The sequence below is a fragment of the Haloterrigena salina JCM 13891 genome, from assembly GCF_000337495.1.
Lineage (GTDB): Archaea > Halobacteriota > Halobacteria > Halobacteriales > Natrialbaceae > Haloterrigena > Haloterrigena salina.
On the sequence record NZ_AOIS01000019.1, the window covers coordinates 44,140 to 67,500 of the forward strand.

Genomic DNA, 23,361 nt, shown 5'->3' on the forward strand with positions numbered 1-23,361 from the left:
GGCCGAGGGGTTTTCACGGTTCCGCTCGCTCGAGGCTCAGGGCGTCAGTCGCTCGAGGGACCACCAGTCGACGTCGCCGGCCTCGTCGACCAGCGCGAACGCCATCGTCTTCCGGACGCCGTGGGCCAGCCGGACGTCCAGCGCGAGGTCTCGCGGTTCGAAGACGTAGTCGGCGGGGTGGACCCGGACCAACAGCTCCGAGTGCCCCAGGTTCTCGACGGACTCGACGTCGGCGTAGGTCCGGAAGTCCGCGCCGAACTTGTAGCCCGTCTTCGGGACGACGCCGCGTTCGCGCAGGGTGGTGTAGACCGCCAGCCGCCGGTCGAACCGCTCGCCCTCGACCTCGCGGCCCCGTTCGCGGACCGCCGTCGGCTCGAGGGCGATCGCGCCGCGTTCGGCGAGGTACGCCGCCTCGAGCAGCGAGCACTGCAGCGTCGGCTTGTCGTACTCCCGTCCCTCGAGGGGCTGGCCGTAGAAGGCCGACTCGTAGAGGTCGACCGGCGGCTCCCAGACGACGACGCGGTCGGCCAGCAGGTCGGCCTCGCAGCCGTCGGGAAGGGTGGCACCGGTCGTCCCCGACGGATCCCGCCGTGAGACCTCGAAGTAGGTGATCTCACTCTCCTCGTCGACCACCGCGAGGACGCCGGCGGTGAGTTCGCCGGCCGGGACGTCGGTTCGCTCGCCGATCACCCGGAGGGCGTACTCGATCTCGCCGTCGCCGGGGCCTTTCCCGCGCGGGAAGACCGCGAAATCGGCCGGTTCCGCGGGCGGATCGGCGACCCACGGCTCCGACGCCGGTGAGAGATAGAACCCCCGCGAGCGCAGGTCGGCGTAGACGAGAAATCGCACGCCGAACTTCCGGCCGGGCTCGCGGGCCACGAACGCCCGGAAATCGAGCCGTTCGCCCGAATCGTCGACGACCGCCTCGAGATCCCCGCGGTAGAGCAGGTGTGCCGCCTCGATCGGCGCGAGTGCGATCTCGTTGCCCTCGAGCGGATAGCCGTACCCCCGGGAATCGTGATAGCGCTGGCGCGCGTCGTCGCCGACGCGAACGACGCCCGCCGCCTCGTCGAACCGCCCCTCGAGTACCATAGACGAGGTTTGACGGTCGGGGACTAAGGGGCTGCGGATCGATTCCTCTTCGTCGTTGACGGTACTGCTCGAGTTGCAGTACTCGACGCGAACATCCTGAAAGCCCCTTCCGGGCTGTACTCCCAGGACTCGTTGCGCGCTTCGGTCGTTCGCTTCGCTCACTCCCTGTAGTGCTTACGTCGTCCGGGTTCGTCCAGCCCGGAAGCCCCTTTCAGTCCCACCCACCGCAGCGGCGGCTGGCCGACCGGCTATAGCACGGCGAGAACCGACGTTCGCCGGTCAGTCGTCGGCCGCGGAATCAGTCTCAAGCGGCCGCGCTAACCCCTTCTCGCACGTCGCGTCGAGACAGCGGGTGCCGCTGGCGGTCTCGAAGGTGGGAAGCCCGCAGCCGCACTCCCCGCCGACCACGCCGGAGGGGACCGCGAAGCCGGTATCGCAGTCGGGGTAGTGTTCGCAGCCGGCGATGAGCCCGCCGCGCCGCAGGATTCGGAGGTCGCCGTCGCAGTCGGATTCGGGGCAGTCCCACTCGCGGTCGAAGGCCTCCCGGACCGCCGCGTCCAGGGACTCGCAGCTCCGATCGAGACAGACGTCGAACGCGAGGCCGCGCTCGACGCGCATTCTGGGGAGGCCGCAGTCGCAGTCGCTCTGCTCGTCGCGGATCGTCGCGTCGGCGGGCACGCCGTAGCGGTCGCCGCAGCCGACGCAGTGGACGCCGCTCGAGCGCACGAGAGCGGCGCCGCAGTCGGGACAGCGGCCGACGGGCGTGCCGGCCGCGGAGGCCGGGTAGTTGGCGAAGCCGTCCTGCTCGTGGGCGGCGATCCGGAGCGTCTGCGTGCCCTTCTTCGCGACGAGCGTGAAATCGCCCGTGTGATCGCTCGAGACGCTGTCGGCGCGGGTCAGCCACGCGACGGGCTGGTAGCCGTCGCTGTCGTGGACCAGGACGGTGTTGTCGGGTTTGACGATGGTCGTCACTCGACCGCGGTACTCCTCGCGGTCCCCCGTCTCGGCGATAACGGTACAGTCGCCCGCGAGCACGCGGATCGCGTCGTCGATCATGGGCGGTCTGGCCCCGGTTTCGTACTTAAACCCGCGGCCCGCGGCCGGTCTCGACCGCGAAGAGCGCGAGCCGCTCGCGCTCTCGATCGAGGTCGCGGTCGCGATTACGGCTGCCCGCCGCGCTCGTTGCCCTGTGCTCCGTTCCCTCGTTCGTTCGGCCCGCCTGACGAGTGGTCGTCGTCGACGATCGAACGAGCGATCGCCGCGGTCTCCGGGCCGCCGAGTTCGCCGGCGCGGTCCCGGAGCGTCCGGATCGACTCGACGTCGACGCCGTGATCGGCCAGGGTGGGTTCGGGAACTCCGGCTGCGGCGGTCTCGGCCGCGTCGGCCCGTCGCTCGAGGCTTCGCATCTCGGCGACGGTCGTCGCGACTTCCGCGCGGTAGCGCCCCTCGTTGAGGTCGCCGGCCTCGCGGGACTCGTTCAACTCCTCGAGTCTGTCCTCCAGTTCGGTCAGGCGCCGGTCGGTCTCGTTGAACTGCGCGGCGATGACGGCCGCTTTCGTCTCGTTGGACTCGGCGTTCGCGATCCGGACGCCGAAGGCCCGTTCCGAGACGTTACCCTCGAGTTCGGCGTTCTGGACGCCGACGGTGGCGGCGAACTGCGCGCCGGGTTCGATCGATTCGGTTCCGTCGTCGGCGTCGGTCTCCGACTGCGCTCCGCTGCTGGAGGTCGCGCTCGCCGCCGCGAAGGGGACCGCGACCGCCGCGACGACGAGAATCGCTGCCAGTGCGATCGACGTGGTTCGATTCATTGGTTGGTGTTGTCTTCGGGTGGTGATATACGCTCGAGACGATGACTCGGGTTCACCGACGATTAACGCGATTCAACGCCGTTTTCGATCCGATGCCGTCCGGCGATTTCGTCGGTTTCGCCGACTCGTGTCAGCCATCAGTCCGGATCGGGATACGGTTTCGGTTCGCTCTCATGTCGATTCGGGACCGTCGTCCTCGTCGGTCAGCGGATCGCCCTCGCCGGGAAGCGAGAGCACGTTCTCGCGGCCGAGGCGGAACGACTCGAGTTTCCCCTCCTCGCGGAGGCCGCTGACGACCTTGCTCGTCTTCGCGTCGGTCCAGTCGAGTTCCTCGACGACGGCCTGCTGTTTCATCCGGCCGCCGTTCTCGCGAACGAGGCGGAGGACCTGTTCCTCGTTGCTGAGCAGGTCCGGATCCGGCGCTCCGGTCCCGGTCGCACTTGCGCTCGCGCTCGTACTCGAGTCCGTCGACTGCGCGGACTGGGTCCGTTCCGCCGACGCCGTCGATTCGTCGGTCGGTGGCGACGCCGTCGCATCGTCCGCTCGAGCGACGTCGGAATCGCTTCGATCGACGTCTCCGCCGGTCGGCGGTGCGCTCGGCCGCGAGCGGTTGCGATACCACCAGACGCCTGCGGCACCGAGCGCGACGACGGCGAGGGCGGCCGCCGCGAGCAGCGCCGAGGACGGCCCCGTCCCCGCAGCGGTGACGACGACGCGCGGCTCGCCGGAGACGAAGTCGGTGTCGCCGCCCCGCCAGATGACCGCGCGATCGCGTTCGTCGTCGGGCTCCGGCGCGACCGAGGCTCGGTCGTATCCGTCCGGCCACTCGATCAGCAATCGAGTCCCGTCGTCGAGGTAGATCCCCTCGAGGGCGTCGCCCGCCCGGAGTTCGTCGCCATCGACGGCGGCGAACCCGTGCCATTGGAACGTGTACCTGACGACGCCGTACTCCCGGGCGAACGACCGTCGCTCGGTCTCTACGGCGAACCCGTCGGCGGACATCTCGCGACCCGTCGCGTTCTCGGCCGTGGCGACCGTCTCGCCCATTCGGTCGGCGAAGGACTGCGTGTGGTTGTCCGGATCGTCGCGGATATCGTCCCGCAGCGATTCGAACGCCGTCGTGCTCTCCTCGTCGTCGAGCCGAACGAGGAACTCGAGGCGCCACTCGGCGGTCCCGTTCGACCGGAGCGCGACGTCCATTCGGACCTCGTCCGCGTCGATCTGGTCTTGCTGGACCGCGAACGGCTCCGGCTCCGACTCCGACTGCGGCCGCCCGGTGTCCGCGGCTCCGACGGCTGCGATCGGCCCGGTTCCGACGAGCAGTATCGCGACGACCGCGACCGTCACGCCGACGCGACTGTTCATGCGAGTCGGTACTTGCCAGCTCGCTTAAAACGTACCGAAGTCAAAAGACGGCCGCAATCGGCCGCGATCGGCACGATAATCCGAAACTCGTGCCAGAAATATCAGCTTCGTCACTTTCGAGATGGAGGGATGACCCCCTCGAGTCCGACCGCTTCCGAGAAAACGCGGCGTGCGTTTGGCCGCGGCGGCGGGAACGGTTCCGCGGAGGGGGACGCCAGCGGAAGCGTTTCAGGTGGAGGGGACGGCAGCGGGAGCGATTTCGGTGGAAGACTGCGTCAGCGGAGACGCGGTTCAGGCACCCGGCACGCCGAGCGCCGAGACCGAGCCGATACCGAGCAACTCGAGGGCCGCGAGGACGACGACCGCGGCCGCCCATGCGGCGAGGCCGACCGCGCCGGAGCGGAGCCAGCCGAGCCGGTAGCGCCACTTGACGACCGCGACCCACGCGACGGCGGCCAGCAGACCGCCGAGCAGCGGTATCGGCTCGAGGAACGCCCAGGCCAGCGCGCCGAGCAGCGCGGTCACCACCGCGTGGCCGTAGTCGCGGGCGTCCGCGGCGATGTGAGTGCCGGCGTGGAGGGCCGCACCGCCGACCAGCAGGCTCACGGCGAACGTCAGGAGCCGGTCCTCGAGTCCGATCGGTGCCGGGTGAGCGAATGGGGGCATTGGATGGGGAAGTTACCGGAGACTTATTCGTCGTCGTCCGATTCCTCGTCGTTCGATTCGTCGACGTCGTCGGTCTCGTCGTCACCGGCGTCGGCGTCGTCGCCGTTCTCGTCGGCGTCCGCGCCGTCGTCGCGTTCATCGCTCTCCGAGTCAGCGTCGCCGCTCTCGTCGCGTTCGTCGGTGTTCTCGCTCTCGTCGTCATCCGGCGTCACGTCGCTGACCGCGTCGCCGAGCGAGCCGCCGAGGTCACCGCTCAGGAACGACGAAATCCGCTCGTGGATCGCGGAGACGTGGTCGGGCACTTGGCCGGGGAGCTCGACGTTCGGTCCCTGTCCGTTCCGATCGTCTGCGGCGGTATCGCCGGCGGTTCCGTTCCCGCTTCGATCCGCGTTGTCGTTCGCGTGTCGTTCGTCCGCGCTATCCGCGCTCGCGTCCGTCGAGAGGGGCGCGTTTCCGGGCGCCGCGGCGGCGAACCCGGTAGTTGCGATCAGTACTGCGCAGGCGACTGCGATGAGCGTCGTTCGTTTCATAGTTCGCATCCCACTCTCGGTGGCCGGACCGACTTGAAGGGGGTTCGTCGTGGAGCGGGTTTTCGAGCGTTTGACGCCATTTGAGGGACATTTTCGCGGGTTTGTCTCCGGTTTGACGCCGATCGAAGGCGGTTGCTCCGGCATCGAAGCGGTGGGTCGAGCGCAGCGACGAACACGACTCGAGCGCGCGCTGCACGGTCGGCGACGCCGAACGCATCCGGGGCGGCGACCGTCGTGCTCTCGAGGGGACGCTACCGGAGGCATACACGCGATGCTATCGAGTCCGATTCTCCGGCGCCTCGAGTCTCGAGGCGCTGCGAGTCCACCGTCGCGAATCCGACGCTACGAGTCCGACGCCTCGAGTGCCGTCTCGACGCCGTCAACCAGATTGCTCGCGGTCGTACCGCCCTCGTCGCGCCAGTGGACCTCGCCGGTGCCGTCGACGGCCAGCGTCGTCGGCGTGCCGGTGACCGTGTAGGTGTCGAACAGCGCGCCGTCCTCGTCGACGGCGAGGGTCCAGTCGCCGTCCTGCTCGGCCCACCAATCGGAGAGTTCCGACGGCGAGGACGCCGAGCCGGAGTACTCGTCGACGACGCTCACGACGTGGACGTCGCCGTCAGGTCTGACCTCGCGGGCGGTCGCGAGTTCCTCGCGAGCCTCGCCGACGCGCGAGAGCATGGCGCGGCTGGTCGGACAGGTGATCCGGATGCAGTTGACCAGCTGGATCTGTCCCTCGCTCGGAACCCTGATCGTCCCCTCCTGGCTTCCGGGCGCGTCGACGGTGGCGAGTTCGACCGCCGACTCGTCGTTCTCGTCGCTGTCGTTCTCGTCACCGTCCCCGCTACTGTTCGAGTCCAGTCCGCCCTCGAGGCAGCCCGACCCCGCCGCCAGTACCGCCGTGCCCGCGATGAATGCGCGTCGTTTCATGTCGTCTCGGATCGCCGTCGTCCACCGGTTCGGCTCCGTATACGGGTTCGTCGCCGCGAAGTCACGTGTTTGTTTCCCCGGATCGGGACACGCGGGGCGCCGACCCCCTCCCGCTGCGATCGGCCCGCCCTCAATCGATACAGACGTACGTTCGCGTCGTACCGACGCCCTCGAGCGAACGGACGGACGCGGTGACCGTCGAGAGGATGTCGTGGGGGTCCTCGCCCTCGAGTTCGACCACGACGTCGAAATCGCCGGCGATGACGTGGGCCTCGACGACGTCCTCGACCCCGCGGACCGATTCGCACACCGCGTCGGGCATCCCGGTCGCGACGTCGATCATGACGAATGCGTAGACCATTCTCATGGACACTCCGCCGCCGAGGGCCAAATAACGACCGTGCGCCGCCCGGCTCGAGACCGCGCGTGCGAACGAGTGCGTCTCGGCAGCTGCTCGATCCGTCTCGTTCTGCAAGCGGCTTGCAGAACGCGCTTATCCCGTGCTCCCGTCGGTCGTCCTATGACCGAGACCACCACCGAGATCGTGCTGTTCGATGGCTTCGACGAACTGGACGCAATCGGCCCCTACGAAGTGCTCGAGAACGCCGCGCAGGCCGGTGCCGATCTCGAGATCGATCTGGTGACCCTCGAGGAGACCGATCTCGTCACGGCGAGTCACGACCTGCGCGTCGAACCGCAGGGCACGCTCGGTCAGCCCGACATCCTGCTTGTCCCCGGCGGCGGCTGGACGTCGGCCAACGAGGGCGTCCGCGCGGTCGTCGAGGACGGCGTGTTGCCCGACAAGGTCGACGCGTGCTACACTGAGGGCTCGACGGTCGCCTCGGTCTGTACCGGCGCGATGGTGCTGGCCGAGGCCGACCTGCTCGAGGGCCGGCCCGCCGCTACTCACCGGGTCGCCATCGACGACCTCGAGGCCCACGCGGCGAACGTGGTCGACGAGCGGGTCGTCGACGACGGCGATGTACTGACCGCCGGCGGCGTCACCTCGGGGCTCGATCTGGCGCTGTGGCTCGTCGAGCGGGAGTTCGGCGAGGACGTCGCGAGCGAGGTGAGCGAGGAGATGGCCTACGAGCGCGGCGAAGTGTTCGGTTGATAGCCGACGGAGTCCCTGACCCCGCTTCCCTGTCCTGAGTGAGTGTTCGAGCCTCGAGAGTGCGAGAGTCCCGGTAAGCGCGTGATTCTCGAGCGAGGAGAGGCAGGAGCGTTCTGCTATCGTGGCAACGAGAAATTGCCACTCCTTCCCCAACCGATTCGCTCGTTCGCAGGCTCACTCGCTCATCCCTCGCGCACGTCGACGGCGCACTTCGTAATACTCGAGTGCGCCGTCAGCGCGCCATCGTAACGTGGCTTGGCCAGTCCGAGGGGGGAACGGACCGCTACCGCTCGAGCAGCGATCCCGGTTGCTCCTTGCCAAATTGCTATCCGTGACGCCCGGGTAGGCAGGGCCACATGAACGCAGTGCTGTTCGACATGGACGGCGTCCTCGTCAACAGCGAGGACTACTGGACCGAGTTCCAGGCCGCGGACATCCTTCCGGCGGCCGTCCCCGACGACGACGTCGACGTCGCCGAAGTGACCGGGATGAACTACCGTGAGACCTACGACTACCTCGAGGCGGAGTACGGAACCGCAATCTCCCGCGAGGAGTTCGAGGAGCGCTTCGAGGAGACCGCTCGCGAGATCTACCGCGAGCACGTCGAGGCGTTAGACGGCCTCCACGACCTGCTGGCCGAGTTGGACGCTCGCGGGGTCGAGCGAGCGCTCGTCTCCTCGTCCCCACACGAGTGGATCGATATCGTCCTCGAGCGATTCGACCTCGAGGGATCGTTCGACCACGTGATCAGCGCCGAGGACATCGACGCGGCGGGCAAGCCGGAACCGGACGTCTTCGAGTACGCCGCGAACGAGGTCGGCGTCCCGGCCGAAGAGTGCGTCGTCGTCGAGGACTCTGAGAACGGCGTCGAGGCCGGCGCGCGGGCCGGCGCGCTGGTCGTGGCCTACCGAATCGACGCCCACGACGACCTCGACCTCTCGCCGGCCGACGAGATCGCGGACTCGGCTGCAGAACTGCGGGAGACGGTCCTCGAGTTGGCGTCGTAGCCAGAGCCGCCGGCTCGATATTTCGGTCAGTCAGTGCACCGATACGCGTATTCCGAGCGTTACCGAAAATTCCCGTTCGCGGCCTCGAGCCGGATCCGCTCCCGATCTCAGACGACGTCGACCGTTCGACTCGAGACGATCGGCACCAGCGGCTCCTCGGGGAAGGCGACGCTGACGGTGAACTCGAGGTCCTCGGCGTCGGCGCCGAAGACACCGACGGGGACGGTGTCCGCATCGCGCAGGTAGGTGTTCGTACTGGTCATCTCGACACCGTTGACAGTCACGCGAATGCCGGCCCGCGCGGGTTCGCCCACGTTGCGGACGGTCACCTCGCAGACCTCGTTCTCGCCGGTGGCGATCGTCTCCGGGAACTCGCCCCAGTCGACCTCGAGGGCGGGCAGCGACTGGGCGCCCTCGTAGACGCGCTCGGCGACGCCCTCGGTGAGGCCGGCGTCGACGAGTCCCTCGACACCGACGCCGACGATATCGCCGGGGGCCGACAGTCCCTCTCGCGCGAGTTTGCTCGCTCGGCCCGGCCCGACGCCGTCGATGGCGGTCAGCCCGACCGCGTCCTCGGCGACGCCGTTCTCGATGCGGGCCTCGACGCGCCGGGCGAGGTTCGCGGCGTGGGGGCCGACGAACCGATCGAGGAAGGCACCGAGCGCCGAGACGAGTCGCGTCGCGTTGCGCCGGATCACCCACGCGTCGCTGGCCAGCTCCGACGGCGTCGAGCCGTCGGCCGCGCCTCGGAGGATGGCCAGCACCTTCCGCTGACCCGCCTCGAGGTCGTCGGTCTCCTGCCCGACGAGCACGGCGCTGATCGCGTCCCGCTCGGACTGGCGGGCCGACACCGAGTCGAACTCCTCGGCGGTCGCGACCGTCTCGAGGACGTCGCCGGTCTCGAGTTCCTTGCCGTCCTCGCTCACGCGGTCACAGAGGTCGGCGAACCCCGCGGCCGTCTCGAGTCGCAGGTAGTACTCCGAGGCGAGTTTGCCCCGGGGCGTCGGTTCGATCGAGAGGTCGTCGGCGTCCATCTCGACGAACCCGCGGCCGACGAGGTCCTCGAGGCAGTTCCGAACGCGCTCGCGGAGATTGGGAAAGTCGTACGCTTCGGGTTTCGACTGGCCGCGGACGTAGTAGAAGGTGGTCTCGAGCCAGTCCATGACCTCCTCGAGGTCGGTGATGGTCCCCATCGCGATCTCGGCGTTGAGGTGGGTCTCTAAGCTCTCGGCGAGGCGGGACTCGATCTCCTTCCCGTCGCGCAGCAAGCGTCGGTACTTGTCCGCGTCCGCGCCGTCGCAGACGACCCAGCCGTAGCCGACGTCGTCGTAGCCGGGCCGCCCGGCGCGACCGAGCATCTGGAGGACGTCGAGAGGGCTCATGTCGACCTCGCCCTCGAGGGGGTCGTGGTACTTCGTGTCCCGGATCACGACGCAGCGAGCGGGCAGGTTGACGCCCCAGGCCAGCGTCGACGTCGAAAAGAGGAGTTCGACGTGGCCCTCCTTGAACCACTCCTCGACTAAGTCCCGGTCGTTCTTCGAGAGGCCGGCGTGGTGGAAGGCGACGCCGTCTAACACCGACTTGCGCAGCGTGGCGTCGTCGAGTTCCTTCGCGTCGGTATGAAAGTCGTAGTCGCCGCGGGCGCCCATCGGGATATCGCGTTCGGCGATCTCATCTCTGGCCTTCTTGGCCGCCTGCACGGTGTCCTGGCGGGAGGAGACGAAGACCAGTGCCTGGCCGTCTTCGCGCAGATGCGGTTCGGCCAGATCGAGGGCGCGATACAGGCGGCGGTACTTGTCCGCGAAGGCGTTGTCGCCGTGCGTGTAGGTCTTGACGCCCGATTTGAGATCGACGGGACGGTACTCGTCGCCGAACTCGAAGGTGGTCTCCTCGGGGGCGTCGAGCCACGACGCCACGTCGTCGACGTTCGGCATCGTCGCGGAGAGCGCGACGACGCGCGGGTCACAGAGCCGTCTAAGGCGAGAAATGGTCACCTCGAGCACCGAGCCCCGTCGATCGGCGTCCAGCAGGTGGACCTCGTCGATGACGCAGACGTCGACGTCGGTGACGAAGTCGTACCGTCGGGAATCGTGTTTTCGGGTCGCCGAGTCGAGTTTCTCGGGGGTCATCACGAGGATGTCCGCGCGCCGCGCCCGGCGGGGATTCAGGTCCCGCTCGCCGGTGACGACGTACACCGAGTAGTCCAAGTCCTCGAAGCGGTCCCAGTCGTCTTCCTTCTCGTTGGTCAGGGCCCGCAGCGGCGCGATAAAGAGCGCGGTGCCGCCGTCGGCCAAGGCCTTGCAGATCGCCAGTTCCGCCAGCGCGGTCTTGCCCGAGGCCGTCGGCGCGCTCGCGACCACGTTGTCCTCGGACTCGAGCAGCCCTGGCAGTGCCTCGCGTTGCATTCGGTTGAACTCCTCGAAGGCGAAGGCGTCGGCGAATTCGGGGAGAACCTCGGCGACCTCCATCACCCTCAAACGGGAAGCGCCGGGTCAAAGGCGTTTCCTTCGAGACCGCCGACCCGACCGGCCCCCGAGCGCGGCGGCGACGTCCGCGGCCCTCGAGTCGCGCGATGCGGGTCCCTCGTCGGATACCGTCGGCGTGGGGACATCGTACCGACAGCGAAGGGTCGTAATACAATTGAGGGCTGTGATCCGTCGCTCGCGATCAGACGGCCGTTTCCTCGCTCGACGCCGCCGTCTCCTCGAGTTGGTCGCTCAACAGCCGCGAGGCGCGCTCGGGCTCGGGGACGCGTTCGAAGACGAGTTCCGGTTCGCCGGAGCCGGCGGTGTAGACGGTCAGGTCGCCGTAGCCGAGCGCGCGGCCGAGGACGCTCTGGTTGAGGCTGATATTCTGGATTCGCTCGAGGCGAAACTGGGTGACGTCCCGCGAGACGACGCCATATTTCTTGTAGAGTTCTGAGGTCGTGATGACGTAACGGGTGTTCGTCCAGACGAGGTAGCGCGCGCCAGCCAGGGCCGTCCCGGCGACGGCGACGAGGACGCCGACGAGCGTCAAGAGCCCGACGCCGTCGCCCGCCGTCCACCCGGTCAGAACGAGGCCGACGATCGCGACCGCGACGCCGATCGGGAGCTGCGATCCCATAGAGACGGGGTGCGGACGACTCTCCCAGACGATGTCGTCCTCGTCGCTGATGTGAAACCAGTCGGGCGTCGTGCTGAACGCCATTGTCGGCGGTATTCCGTTCGCTCCCGTAAAGCTATGGGTACGTCTCGCTCACGCGGACTCGCTGCGCGCCGCCTGCACGTCCAGTCCGGGGCTGTAGTAGTACACCGGCTCCGACTCCGGAATCTCGAACCCGTTCGCCCGCAGGATCGTGTTCGTCTCGACGTCCGCGGCGGCGGGGTAGAGGGTCCACGGCTCGTGGTCGACTCGCGTCTGCCGGAGCGTCCCGTCCGGCGCTTCGGTGTAGAACCGATACCGTTCGACGAGAAAGCGCGCCAGCGGGTCGTCCGGCGCCGCAATCGGCTCGCCCGTCGGTCGGTAGGTGGCCTCGTACGCGGCCGGCCGCGCGCCGGGGTGCGTGCGCCGACTCGAGAACCGAATGCGGCCGTCCCGGGACTCGAGGGCGATCCGGGCGTAGTAGTAGGGCAGGTGGTGGAACAGCCGCGCCCCGAGGACGCTCGCGATCCCCTGCGCGTCAAGGCTGAAGAAGTAGACGGCCGGCTCGCCGTCTCGTCGCACGTACGTCCGAAGGTTGATCTCCGGCAGCCGAACGCCGAGCCGTCTCGGACAGCCTTGCGGCCGGACGGCGACGTTGGTGAACGGAACCACCGAGAGCCAGCCGCGGCCGTCGTGTTCGTCGACTGCGAGACCCCTCGGGAGATGGGACTCGAGCAGCGCCGGCTCGACCGGCCAGTTCTCGAAAAGGAGGTGCCGCCAGCCCATCTGCAGCGGAACGACCATACCTCCACAACCGGTCGGCAGCCAAGTAATCGTTCCGCTGAAACGTCTCCCACGCGGACGACCAGCGCGACAGGAGACGTCTCGGCTGCGATCGTCCGGGACTCGAGGGGCACCGTTTTTCACTGCCCGTCGCTAGAGACCGGGTATGAGCAGCGCACGCAAGCCCGACTGGCTCAAGATGCGGCCGCCGTCGGGTCGGGAGTTCACCGACATCCGGGAGACGCTGCGCGAGCGGAACCTCCACACGGTCTGTGAGGAGGCCAACTGTCCGAACCTGGGCGAATGCTGGTCGGGCGGCGCCGGAACGGGCGACGGGGAGGGCGGGACGGCCACGTTCATGCTGATGGGCGACCGCTGCTCTCGAGCCTGCAACTTCTGTGACGTCGAGACGGGCGGGATGGAGTCGCTCGACCCCGACGAGCCGGAAAACGTCGCGGAGGCGGTCGCCGAAATCGGCCTCGATTACGTCGTCCTGACCTCGGTCGACCGCGACGACCTGCCTGATCAGGGCGCGGGCCACTTCGCAGAGACGATCCGCGAGATCAAGGAGCGCCATCCGGGCATCCTCGTTGAGGTCTTGATTCCCGACTTCCAGGGTGAGGAACATCTCGTCCGGAAGATCATCGACGCCGATCCGGACGTGATCGCCCACAACGTCGAGACCGTCGAGCGCCTGCAATTTCCCGTCCGTGATCGCCGGGCGGGCTACGAGCAGAGCCTGGGCGTCCTCGAGCAGGTCGATCGAGAGAGCGACATTTACACCAAGACCTCCGTCATGCTCGGGCACGGCGAGTACGACCACGAGGTCTACCAGACCCTGGCCGACTGCCGCGAGCGCGGGGTCGACGTCGTCACGCTGGGTCAGTACCTCCGGCCGTCGATGGATCACCTCGAGGTGCAACGCTACGACCATCCCGACAAGTACGAGACGTGGCGCCGCATCGCCGAGGAGGAACTCGGGTTCCTCTACTGCGCCAGCGGTCCGATGGTGCGCTCGTCGTACAAAGCAGGCGAACTGTTCGTCGACGCCGTGCTTCGGGAAGGCAAGAGCGTCGAGGAGGCGCGAGCGGACGCGCGACGCGACGGGCAGACGCCGGCGACCGAGTGATTCGGTTCTCACTGAGCACTCGGTCTTGGACAACGCTTCTCCATTCTGATCGGTGCATCGCGGAGGTTACACTACCCGAACAGTAGTAGCGCCCGCGAACCGGTATCGCAACTCGCTGCCCGTCAGCGGCCAGATCTGTACAGGCGTGTCCAGATCTTTCCGGCGTAGCGGGCAAGAATCTCACCAATAGTAAAATATTTTGGGAAACTCCTTTATCCCGAGCGATAGTTCACTAGGGTATGTACAGGTGGGTTGTCCCGTGAGTACGATACAGCGTGACCCCCGAGAACGAGTACAGGTGCTCGACGAGGACGGTCGGGTCCTCGAGGGCGCCGACGTCCCCGATCTCTCGGCCGATGAACTCGTCGAGATGTACGAGCAGATGCGACTGGTGCGCCACTTCGACGAGCGGGCGGTGAGCCTCCAGCGGCAGGGGCGGATGGGGACCTATCCGCCGCTGTCGGGGCAGGAAGGGTCCCAGATCGGCAGCGCCCACGCGCTCGCCGAGGACGACTGGGTCTTTCCCAGCTACCGCGAACACGGCGTCGGCCTGGTGCGCGGCGTGAGCCTCGAACGAACGCTGCTCTACTGGATGGGCCACGAGCGGGGCAACTACATCCCGGAGGACGTCAACATGTTCTCCGTCGCGGTGCCCATCGCGACACAGATTCCCCACGCGACCGGCGCGGCGTGGGCCTCGACGCTCAAGGGCGAGGAGAAAGCCTTCATGTGCTACTTCGGCGACGGCGCCACCTCGGAGGGCGACTTCCACGAGGGGCTGAACTTCGCCGGCGTCTTCGACACGCCGAACGTCTTCTTCTGTAACAACAACCAGTGGGCCATCTCGGTGCCCCGCGAGCGCCAGACGGCCAGCGCCACGCTGGCCCAGAAGGCCGAGGCCTACGGCTTCAAGGGCGTGCAGGTCGACGGGATGGATCCGCTGGCGGTCTACAAGGTCACCGAGGAGGCGGTCCAGAAGGCCAAGGATCCCGACTCGGTCGAGGACGACTCCCCCGGCGACGCGACGCGGCCGACGCTGATCGAGGCGGTCCAGTACCGCTTCGGCGCGCACACGACCGCGGACGACCCCTCGGTCTACCGGGACGAGGAGGAGGTCGAACGCTGGAAAGCGAAGGATCCGATCCCGCGACTCGAGTCGTACCTGCGAAACGAGGGAATCCTCGACGACGACCGCGTCGACGCGATCGACGAGCGCGTTCGGGAGGACGTGGCCGACGCGATCGAGACCGCGGAGTCGATCGAGCGGCCCGATCCCGAGGAGATCTTCGCCCACGTCTACGAGGGGATGCCCCGGCGCTTACAGCGGCAACTCGAGTACTTCGAATCGATTCGCGAACGCCACGGCGACGACGCGCTTCTGGAGTGATACCATGGCAGCAGAGACTGAACCCAACTCGGAGTCGGCATCGGACGTATCGGAGACGGAGAACCTCACCCTCGTCCAGGCGGTTCGGGACGGGCTACAGACGGAGATGCAACGCGACGACGACGTCGTCGTCATGGGCGAGGACGTCGGGAAGAACGGCGGCGTCTTCCGCGCGACGGAGGGGCTGTACGACGAGTTCGGCGGGGATCGGGTGATCGACACCCCGCTGGCCGAGTCGGGAATCGTCGGCACGGCCATCGGGATGGCCGCCTACGGGATGCGCCCAGTGTCCGAGATCCAGTTCATGGGCTTTATCTACCCCGCGTTCGACCAGATCGTCTCCCACGCCGCGCGCCTGCGGACGCGCTCGCGCGGACGTTTCTCTTGTCCGCTGGTCGTCCGCGCGCCCTACGGCGGCGGTATCCGGGCGCCCGAACACCACTCCGAGTCGACGGAGGCGATGTTCGTCCACCAGCCCGGATTGAAGGTCGTGGTTCCGTCGACGCCCTACGACACGAAGGGGCTACTCGCGAGCGCGATCCGGAGCCCCGATCCGGTGCTCTTCCTCGAGCCGAAACTCATCTACCGGGCGTTCCGCGAGGACGTGCCCACGGGATCCTACGAGGTGCCCCTCGGCGAGGCCGCGATCCGCCGCGAGGGCAGCGATATTTCGGTCTACACCTGGGGGGCGATGACCCGGCCGACCCTCGAGGCCGCCGAGAACCTCGCCGGGGAGGGGATCGACGCCGAGGTGGTCGACCTGCGGACGCTGTCGCCGTTGGACGAGGAGACGATCGTCGAGTCCTTTGAGAAGACGGGTCGCGCCGCCGTGGTCCACGAAGCGCCGAAGACCGGCGGGCTGGGCGCCGAGATCACCGCGACCCTGCAGGAGGAAGCACTAATGTATCAGGAGGCGCCGGTGGAGCGTATCACGGGTTTCGATACGCCGTTCCCGCTGTACGCGCTCGAGGACTACTACCTGCCCGAACCGGCGCGCATCGAGGACGGCATTCGAGACGCTGCGGAGTTCTAACATGGTCAGGGAGTTCGAACTACCGGACGTCGGCGAGGGCGTTGCAGAGGGCGAACTGGTCTCGTGGCTGGTCGAGAAGGGAGACACGGTCTCGGAGGACCAGCCGGTCGCGGAGGTCGAGACCGACAAGGCGCTCGTGGAGGTCCCCGCGCCGGTAAACGGCACGGTCCGCGAACTGCACGTCGACGAGGGCGAGGTCGTCCCCGTCGGGACAGTGATCATCTCGTTCGACGTGGAAGGGGAAGAGAGCGAGGCGACGACCGACGAGGAACAGGAGCGGGCCGGCGAGCCCGAAGGCGTGGACACGCCGGATGGGACAACTGATACCAGAGCCGAGGCCGAAGGCGGTGAATCCACCGGCAGCCCCGAAGCGATCGGCGCCGATGCCGAGGAGACCGCCACGCCCCAAGACCGCGTCTTCGCGCCGCCGCGCGTGCGACGCATGGCCCGCGAGGAGGGAATCGACCTCTCGCGTCTCGAGGGCAGCGGCCCCGGCGGTCGGATCACCGCGGCCGACGTACAGGCCGCCGCGAGCGGCGGTCCCGCAGGCGGCGAAGCGCAGGCCCAGCTGCCGGCGGAGACGGCGGCCGAATCGGGAGCGACGACCGGCGACTCGAGTGGGTCCGGCGGTGCTGCAGTCGAAACGGAGGGGCGGACCGAAGCCGGATCTGGGGCCGAAGCCGGAACTGGAGCCGCGAGTACCAGCGAATCGACGACTCCGCCAACCGACCTCGAGTCAGCGGACCGCGAGAAGACGCTCGCCGCGCCCGCGACCCGGCGGATCGCTCGAGAGAAGGGTATCGATATCAACGCCGTTCCCACCGACGAGCAGCGAGAGGGCGAGGCGTTCGTCACGCCCGAAGCGGTCCGGGAGTACGCCGAGGCCCAGCAGCGGGCCCAAGAGGCCGACCGAGAGGCGGTCGAAGCGGGCGAACCGGTCGGAACGAAGGGGACCGATTTCGCCGAGGGCGAGCGCGAGCGTCGGGAGCCGTTCAGAGGCGTGCGCAAGCGGATCGCCGAGGCGATGGTCGAGTCGAAGTACAGCGCGCCCCACGTCACCCACCACGACGAGGTCGACGTCACCGAACTCGTCGAAGCGCGCGAGGAGCTCAAACCCCGCGCCGAGGAGCGGGGCATTCGGCTGACCTACATGCCGTTCATCATGAAGGCCGTCGTCGCGGCGCTACAGGAGTTCCCCGAGATGAACGCGGTCATCGACGAGGAGAGCGACGAGATCGTCTACCGCGACTACTACAACGTCGGGGTCGCCACCGCGACCGACGTCGGCCTGATGGTTCCGGTCGTCGAGAACGCCGACGAGAAGGGGCTCCTGCAACTGTCCTCGGAGATGAACGAGTTGGTGCAGAAGGCACGCGAGCGCTCGATCAGCCCCGGCGAACTGCGGGGCTCGACGTTCACGATCACCAACGTCGGCGCCATCGGGGGCGAGTACGCGACGCCGATCATCAACTACCCCGAGGCGGGGATCCTCGCGATCGGCGCGATCAAGCGCAAACCGCGCGTGATGACCGACGAGAACGGCACCGAGTCGATCGAGCCCCGCTCCGTGCTGACCCTCTCGCTGTCGTTCGATCACCGGCTGATCGACGGCGCGATCGCCGCGCAGTTCACCAACGCCGTCATGGAGTACCTCGAGAACCCTAGCCTACTATTGCTCGAGTGAGCGTAGACGGACCCACGACTCGTCACCACCGATTTACGATTCACCGATCATGTACGCCGAACCACCGCACACACGAGACGCGCCGAACGCCCACACCGAGGAGGGAGTGAACTGATGGTCGTCGGAGACGTTACCACCGGCACTGACATCCTGATAGTCGGCGCCGGGCCCGCGGGCTACGTGGCCGCGATCCGGGCCGGACAGCTCGATCTGGACGTCACGCTCGTCGAGAAGGAGGCCTACGGCGGGACCTGTCTGAACCACGGCTGCATCCCCTCGAAGGCGCTGATCACGGCGACCGACGTCGCCCACGACGCCCGCAACGCCGAGGCGATGGGGATCCACGCCGACCCCGCGATCGACCTCGCGGGGATGGTCGACTGGAAGGACGGCGTCGTCGACCAGCTCACCAGCGGCGTCGAGAAGCTCTGCAAGGCCAACCAGGTCAATCTGCTCGAGGGAACCGCCACCTTCACCGACGAGCACACCGCCCGCGTCTCCCACAGCGGCGAGGGGCAGGGCTCGGAGACCCTCGAGTTCGAACACGCCGTCGTCGCGACCGGCTCGCGGCCGATCGAGATCCCCGACTTCGAGTTCGGCGACGAGCCCGTGCTGAACTCCCGACAGGCGCTGGCGCTCGACTCCGTCCCCGACTCGCTGGTCGTCGTCGGCGCCGGCTACATCGGGATGGAACTGGCCAGCGTCTTCGCCAAGTTGGGCACCGACGTGACGGTTATCGAGATGCTCGACTCGATCCTTCCGGGCTACGACGACGACCTGAAACGGCCCGTCAAACAGCGGGCGAACGACCTCGGCATCGAGTTCGAGTTCGGCTACACGGCCTCCGAGTGGCACGAACGGGCCGACGGTGAGGGGATCACGGTCGCCGCAGACCCCGTCGAAGAGACCGCCGCCGACGGCGGTAGCGCCGAGGCCGTCGAGGGCGAAACCGGTGAGTCCCTCGAGCTCGACGCCGAGAAGGTTCTCGTCGCCGTCGGTCGCGAACCCGTCTCCGACACGCTCGACCTCGAGGCCGCGGGCGTCGAGACGGACGACCGCGGCTTCATCGAAACCGATTCGCGCGCACGCACGAACGTCGATCACGTCTTCGCCGTCGGCGACGTCGCCGGCGAGCCGATGCTCGCCCACAAGGGCAGCACGGAGGGACAGGTTGCTGCCGAGGTCATCGCCGGCGAACCCGCGGCGATCGACTACCAGGCCATGCCCGCGGTCGTCTTCACCGATCCCGAAATCGCGACCGTCGGGATGACCGAATCCGAGGCCGAGGAGAACGGGTTCGATACCGTCGTCGGCCAGTTCCCGTTCCGGGCCAGCGGCCGCGCGCTGACGACCGGCGAGTCCGACGGGTTCGTCAAGGTCGTCGCCGAGGAGGAAGACGGGTACGTACTCGGCGCCAGCATCGTCGGCCCCGAGGCCTCCGAACTGATCGCCGAACTCGGGCTGGCGATCGAACTGGGCGCGACCCTCGAGGACGTCGCGTCGACGGTCCACGCCCACCCGACGCTCTCGGAGTCGGTGATGGAGGCCGCCGAGAACGCGCTCGGCCACGCAATTCATACGCTGAACCGGTAAGCGGAGCACCACGCACGTAGACGCCGTTTTTCGGGCGGTGAACGTGCCGCCGATTACCGCTGATTCTCCTCGTGCGGGAAGATCTCTCTCGGGGTGGGAATTACCTCTGCACCCTTCATTAGGGGGGACCTCTCTTCGAATATGAACACAACACCCTCCTCGAACTCCGCTCTCCGACGCCGAACCGTCCTCTCGATGGCTGGTGCGGGTGCGCTCGGCGCCCTCGCTGGCTGTCTCTCGGGCCTCTCGAGCGACGACACCAAGGCGACCGAACCGGACAACGAGTCCGACGCCGACGAAGGTGGGGAACCGCTGACCGACTACGAGTACACCGAACCGCCACAGATCGTCGACCTCGCCGAGCAGGACCACGAGTCGACGCTGCGGACCGTCTCTGCCCGCCACCAGCTCGTGAGCGACGAGGCCAAGGGCGGGCCGGTCGAACTTCCGGAAGTGTGGGCCTGGCAGGCCGACGACCTCGCGCCCAGCGTGCCGGGACCGATCTACCGCATGCAAGAGGGCGAGACGTTCGAACTCACGTTCGAAAACGACCACGGCTACCCGCACACCGTCCACGTCCACGCGGTCGGAAAGGCCTGGAAAGACGACGGCGCGCCCGTGACCACGCAGACGAAGATCAACCCCGGCAACAGCAAGACGTACGTCCTCGAGGGCGACGTCCCCGGGACGCACTTCTATCACTGCCACGTGCAGACGCACAACCACCTCGACATGGGGATGTACGGCATCATCCGCGTCGATCCCGAGGGGTACGAGGCGCCCGACCGGGAGTACTTCCTGACGCTCCGGGAGTGGGACAGCCGCCTCCACGAGCAGACCGCAGGCGGGGACGCCGAGTACGACGCCAGCGACCGTCGACCGAACTTCTACACGGTCAACGGGCGAAGCGCTCCGACGACGTTCCACCCCGAACTCGGCTCGCCGCTGATCATGTCCGAAGGCGAGACGGTCCGTATCCACGTCGTCAACGCGGGCTACGAGACCCACGCCTTCCACACGCACGGCCACCGCTTTACCGTCGTCGAGGAGGAGGGCAGTCCGATCCCCGAGGCGGCCCGCTACGAGCAGGACGTCGTTCCGATCGCGCCCGCCGAGCGACTCACCCTCGAGTTCGAGGCCGACGCGGACCCCGGACTCTACCCGGTCCACTGTCACAAGGTCGACCACGTCACGACCGACGGTCGCTACCCCGGCGGGATGGCGACCGCGATCGTCTACGAAGAAGCGATGGACACCGAGGAGTTCGCCGAGGTGATGGACGACGCCGGATACGAGGGCTAATCGATCCGTTCGCAAGCGGTTCTCCGGCGAGTCACTGCACGTACAGCGAGTACGCGATCACGAGAAAGCCGGCGAGAACGAGGAGACTCTCGAGTAAGATCCCCGTCGCGAGTCGAACGCTGAGGAGTTCGTAGAGCATTCCCGCGAGGACGAGTCCGAGCGTCACGAGACCGAACCCGGCGGCGAGAAGACCGAGCGGACGCTGGCGCGTCCGCCGATAGGCCTTGAACGCGACGTACGTGATAACTCCGCCGACCACCAAGACGAGCGTCTTGACGACTGCAAGTGCGAGCGCGATTTCGGTGACGCCGGTGTACGGACTCATGTTTCCTTTCGCACCTCCGACCACAGTTCCGCGAGGCGCTCGTCTGCCGTCCGGGCCGGACGCTCGATCTGGACCGCCAGCGACCGATCCTCGTCTAACGTGATCGTGATCTCGTCGAACGCGATCGCGTACTTGCTCGCGTGGTGACCGTCCTGGCGGATCTCGGTCGACTCCTCGAGCAGCGTCGAGTCAGTCAACACTTCCAGCTTCCGATACAGCGTCGACTGAGGGATCTCACACCGCTTCGTGAGCTCAGAGGCCGTCATCGGTTCCTCGAGATTCCGGATGATCTCGCGGCAGTCGGGATCGTCCAGCGCGGAGCAGATCTCCTCTGCGGACGGCGTCGACTCCGAAGCGATCGGGTCCCGGACCATTCGTATACCCGTTACGACGCACGTGGTTTATCGGCATCGATGCGCGTCCCCGCTTGCAGCGTCCAATGCGTGGCTCCCGATGCGGGTCGGTCGCTCAGAGACGCCCTCACTCGCGTCTCGAGCCGAGGCCCATCGCGACACCTTCTTGCGCGTGCACGCTCGAGTACGGGCACGCGGGTCTCATTCGGTCCGACCGCGTCTGCGAGGACGGGATGACCGACCGACCTCCGCCCGCGTGATATTCTGGCGCGATCGCCGATTGTCAGACCTCACGTTCCAGAACGACGTGTGTTTATACCTGTTGCTATCGCGATTAAATGATGGAAAACCGTGGTACGGTAGCGGGTTCCGAACCGTCTCTGGTTCGACGGCCTTATATAGTAACCCGGACTTTCATACTAATGCGAACGACGTGGCGCACATCGCCACGTCCCCTCCGGCCGCGTTCCGGCACGGAGGTAGGCACTGCATCCACCCCGTACGCGACCGTCGGACCGATCCGATGGTCTTATCCGTATCAGAGCATTCCGAACGTGATGTGCTCGTGGCCGGTGCAGTCGGCTACGGCGATCCGATGCCTTATACGTGATCGGGCATTCAGATTGGATCGCAACCGTCCCGCCGGATGCGGATTCCGGCGAGGAGCGATCCGACGCCCTTAAGTGTATACGGGGATTCGGATGGATTGCAAAGAACATGTGATCGACGGGACGCTCAACTCGTCTCGTCATCTCGGACCACTCGAGTCCGAAGGGGTTAAGTACTCTTCGTGGCTTACGAGTAGGTCCGAAGGAGATGAGGATTCCACCCCTGCGGTCCGCCGTACAGATGGGATCTGATGTTAGCCTTGGTAGTTCNTAGTTCGGTGACGCCCGATCGGTCGACGATCACTGTGGTCACCGAACGTGGACCCATGTGTGAGTGTGTATCTTAACATTCACCGCCAACAAACCCTCCCAGCCAAGCTGGGAGATCATATAGCATTCCGGTTGATCCTGCCGGAGGTCATTGCTATTGGAGTCCGATTTAGCCATGCTAGTTGCACGAGTTCAGACTCGTAGCAGATAGCTCAGTAACACGTGGCCAAACTACCCTATGGATCCGGACAACCTCGGGAAACTGAGGCTAATCCGGGATACGNAGACTCGTAGCAGATAGCTCAGTAACACGTGGCCAAACTACCCTATGGATCCGGACAACCTCGGGAAACTGAGGCTAATCCGGGATACGATTCCCACGCTGGAGTTGCGGGGAATCCGAAACGTTACGGCGCCATAGGATGTGGCTGCGGCCGATTAGGTAGACGGTGGGGTAACGGCCCACCGTGCCAATAATCGGTACGGGTTGTGAGAGCAAGAGCCCGGAGACGGTATCTGAGACAAGATACCGGGCCCTACGGGGCGCAGCAGGCGCGAAACCTTTACACTGCACGCGAGTGCGATAAGGGGACTCCAAGTGCGAGGGCATATCGTCCTCGCTTTTCGCGACCGTAAGGTGGTCGCAGAATAAGTGCTGGGCAAGACCGGTGCCAGCCGCCGCGGTAATACCGGCAGCACAAGTGATGACCGCTATTATTGGGCCTAAAGCGTCCGTAGCNGTCCGTAGCTGGCCAGCCAAGTCCATCGGGAAATCCGCGTGCTTAACACGCGGGCGTCCGGTGGAAACTGGATGGCTTGGGACCGGAAGATCCAGAGGGTACGTCCGGGGTAGGAGTGAAATCCCGTAATCCTGGACGGACCACCGGTGGCGAAAGCGCTCTGGAAAGACGGATCCGACGGTGAGGGACGAAAGCTCGGGTCACGAACCGGATTAGATACCCGGGTAGTCCGAGCTGTAAACGATGTCTGCTAGNTGGGCAAGACCGGTGCCAGCCGCCGCGGTAATACCGGCAGCACAAGTGATGACCGCTATTATTGGGCCTAAAGCGTCCGTAGCTGGCCACTCAAGTCCATCGGGAAATCCGCGTGCTTAACACGCGGGCGTCCGGTGGAAACTGAGTGGCTTGGGACCGGAAGACCAGAGGGGTACGTCCGGGGTAGGAGTGAAATCCCGTAATCCTGGACGGACCACCGGTGGCGAAAGCGCCTCTGGAAGACGGATCCGACGGTGAGGGACGAAA

The 23,361-nt window shown here is 66.8% G+C and carries 21 protein-coding genes and 1 rRNA gene (1 of these 22 only partly in view); 9 read left to right on the plus strand and 13 right to left on the minus strand.

All coding sequences use genetic code 11. From position 1 onward, the window contains the following. Positions 1-36 precede the first annotated feature (36 nt). The 8 genes from endA to C477_RS05520 all read right to left on the minus strand — a co-directional run bounded on the left by endA (position 37) and on the right by C477_RS05520 (position 6,749). Complete coding sequence (endA, locus tag C477_RS05485) at positions 37-1,092, minus strand: tRNA-intron lyase (RefSeq protein WP_008893461.1); 1,056 nt, start codon at positions 1,090-1,092, stop codon at positions 37-39. 279 nt (positions 1,093-1,371) lie between these two features. Continuing rightward, entirely contained in the window at positions 1,372-2,148 is a 777-nt protein-coding gene (locus C477_RS05490) for a hypothetical protein (RefSeq protein WP_008893462.1), read from the minus strand. A 104-nt stretch (positions 2,149-2,252) separates the two neighbouring features. After that, positions 2,253-2,900, minus strand: a complete 648-nt coding sequence (locus tag C477_RS05495; protein ID WP_008893463.1) for a hypothetical protein — start codon at positions 2,898-2,900, stop codon at positions 2,253-2,255. A 171-nt stretch (positions 2,901-3,071) separates the two neighbouring features. Then, a complete protein-coding gene (locus C477_RS05500; protein WP_008893464.1) occupies positions 3,072-4,265 on the minus strand; it encodes a helix-turn-helix transcriptional regulator in 1,194 nt (397 codons plus the stop codon). Between the two features lie 291 nt (positions 4,266-4,556). Then, on the minus strand, positions 4,557-4,931 hold the full coding sequence (locus tag C477_RS05505; RefSeq protein ID WP_008893465.1) for a hypothetical protein: 375 nt from the start codon (positions 4,929-4,931) through the stop codon (positions 4,557-4,559). A gap of 23 nt (positions 4,932-4,954) precedes the next feature. Further along, a complete protein-coding gene (locus C477_RS05510) occupies positions 4,955-5,461 on the minus strand; it encodes a hypothetical protein (protein ID WP_008893466.1) in 507 nt (168 codons plus the stop codon). Between the two features lie 342 nt (positions 5,462-5,803). After that, positions 5,804-6,388: a TlpA family protein disulfide reductase gene (locus C477_RS05515; RefSeq protein WP_008893467.1), complete on the minus strand. Its 585-nt coding sequence runs from the start codon at positions 6,386-6,388 to the stop codon at positions 5,804-5,806. 130 nt (positions 6,389-6,518) lie between these two features. Continuing rightward, positions 6,519-6,749, minus strand: coding sequence for an Lrp/AsnC family transcriptional regulator (locus C477_RS05520; RefSeq protein WP_008893468.1), 231 nt, complete (start codon positions 6,747-6,749; stop codon positions 6,519-6,521). A gap of 159 nt (positions 6,750-6,908) precedes the next feature. On the opposite strand from C477_RS05520, the gene C477_RS05525 reads away from it, so the two are divergent. Then, the gene (locus C477_RS05525; protein ID WP_008893469.1) at positions 6,909-7,502 is read left to right on the plus strand and encodes a DJ-1/PfpI family protein; all 594 of its coding nucleotides are present in this window, start codon (positions 6,909-6,911) and stop codon (positions 7,500-7,502) included. 356 nt (positions 7,503-7,858) lie between these two features. Further along, positions 7,859-8,509, plus strand: a complete 651-nt coding sequence (locus C477_RS05530) for an HAD family hydrolase (protein ID WP_008893470.1) — start codon at positions 7,859-7,861, stop codon at positions 8,507-8,509. A 107-nt stretch (positions 8,510-8,616) separates the two neighbouring features. On the opposite strand, the gene C477_RS05535 is transcribed toward C477_RS05530, so the two are convergent. The 3 genes from C477_RS05535 to C477_RS05545 all read right to left on the minus strand — a co-directional run bounded on the left by C477_RS05535 (position 8,617) and on the right by C477_RS05545 (position 12,436). Beyond that, positions 8,617-10,977: a DEAD/DEAH box helicase gene (locus C477_RS05535; protein WP_008893471.1), complete on the minus strand. Its 2,361-nt coding sequence runs from the start codon at positions 10,975-10,977 to the stop codon at positions 8,617-8,619. A 199-nt stretch (positions 10,978-11,176) separates the two neighbouring features. Then, positions 11,177-11,698, minus strand: a complete 522-nt coding sequence (locus C477_RS05540; protein WP_008893472.1) for a PH domain-containing protein — start codon at positions 11,696-11,698, stop codon at positions 11,177-11,179. Positions 11,699-11,746: 48 nt separating this feature from the next. Beyond that, complete coding sequence (locus tag C477_RS05545) at positions 11,747-12,436, minus strand: YqjF family protein (protein ID WP_008893473.1); 690 nt, start codon at positions 12,434-12,436, stop codon at positions 11,747-11,749. Between the two features lie 145 nt (positions 12,437-12,581). Here C477_RS05545 and lipA point away from each other — a divergent pair, with 145 nt between their 5' ends. From lipA to C477_RS05575, 6 genes are all read left to right on the plus strand, one after another. Beyond that, positions 12,582-13,544: a lipoyl synthase gene (gene lipA, locus C477_RS05550; protein WP_008893474.1), complete on the plus strand. Its 963-nt coding sequence runs from the start codon at positions 12,582-12,584 to the stop codon at positions 13,542-13,544. A 259-nt stretch (positions 13,545-13,803) separates the two neighbouring features. Further along, complete coding sequence (gene pdhA / locus C477_RS05555) at positions 13,804-14,931, plus strand: pyruvate dehydrogenase (acetyl-transferring) E1 component subunit alpha (RefSeq protein WP_008893475.1); 1,128 nt, start codon at positions 13,804-13,806, stop codon at positions 14,929-14,931. Positions 14,932-14,935: 4 nt separating this feature from the next. Further along, positions 14,936-15,964 (plus strand): alpha-ketoacid dehydrogenase subunit beta, encoded by a 1,029-nt coding sequence (locus C477_RS05560; protein WP_008893476.1) that lies wholly within the window; start codon positions 14,936-14,938, stop codon positions 15,962-15,964. 1 nt (position 15,965) lies between these two features. Next, the gene (locus C477_RS05565) at positions 15,966-17,648 is read left to right on the plus strand and encodes a 2-oxo acid dehydrogenase subunit E2 (RefSeq protein ID WP_008893477.1); all 1,683 of its coding nucleotides are present in this window, start codon (positions 15,966-15,968) and stop codon (positions 17,646-17,648) included. 114 nt (positions 17,649-17,762) lie between these two features. Continuing rightward, entirely contained in the window at positions 17,763-19,241 is a 1,479-nt protein-coding gene (lpdA, locus tag C477_RS05570; protein ID WP_008893478.1) for a dihydrolipoyl dehydrogenase, read from the plus strand. 195 nt (positions 19,242-19,436) lie between these two features. Next, on the plus strand, positions 19,437-20,543 hold the full coding sequence (locus C477_RS05575; RefSeq protein WP_008893479.1) for a multicopper oxidase domain-containing protein: 1,107 nt from the start codon (positions 19,437-19,439) through the stop codon (positions 20,541-20,543). 31 nt (positions 20,544-20,574) lie between these two features. Here the strand turns inward: C477_RS05575 and C477_RS05580 are convergent, their stop codons facing one another. Both C477_RS05580 and C477_RS05585 read right to left on the minus strand, forming a co-directional pair. Then, positions 20,575-20,868: a DUF7521 family protein gene (locus tag C477_RS05580; RefSeq protein ID WP_008893480.1), complete on the minus strand. Its 294-nt coding sequence runs from the start codon at positions 20,866-20,868 to the stop codon at positions 20,575-20,577. Beyond that, entirely contained in the window at positions 20,865-21,242 is a 378-nt protein-coding gene (locus tag C477_RS05585) for a winged helix-turn-helix domain-containing protein (protein ID WP_008893481.1), read from the minus strand. Before C477_RS05585 ends, C477_RS05580 begins: the two co-directional genes overlap by 4 nt. A 982-nt stretch (positions 21,243-22,224) precedes the next feature. On the opposite strand from C477_RS05585, the gene C477_RS05590 reads away from it, so the two are divergent. Beyond that, positions 22,225-23,361 (plus strand): 16S ribosomal RNA (locus C477_RS05590) (it continues 767 nt past the right edge of the window).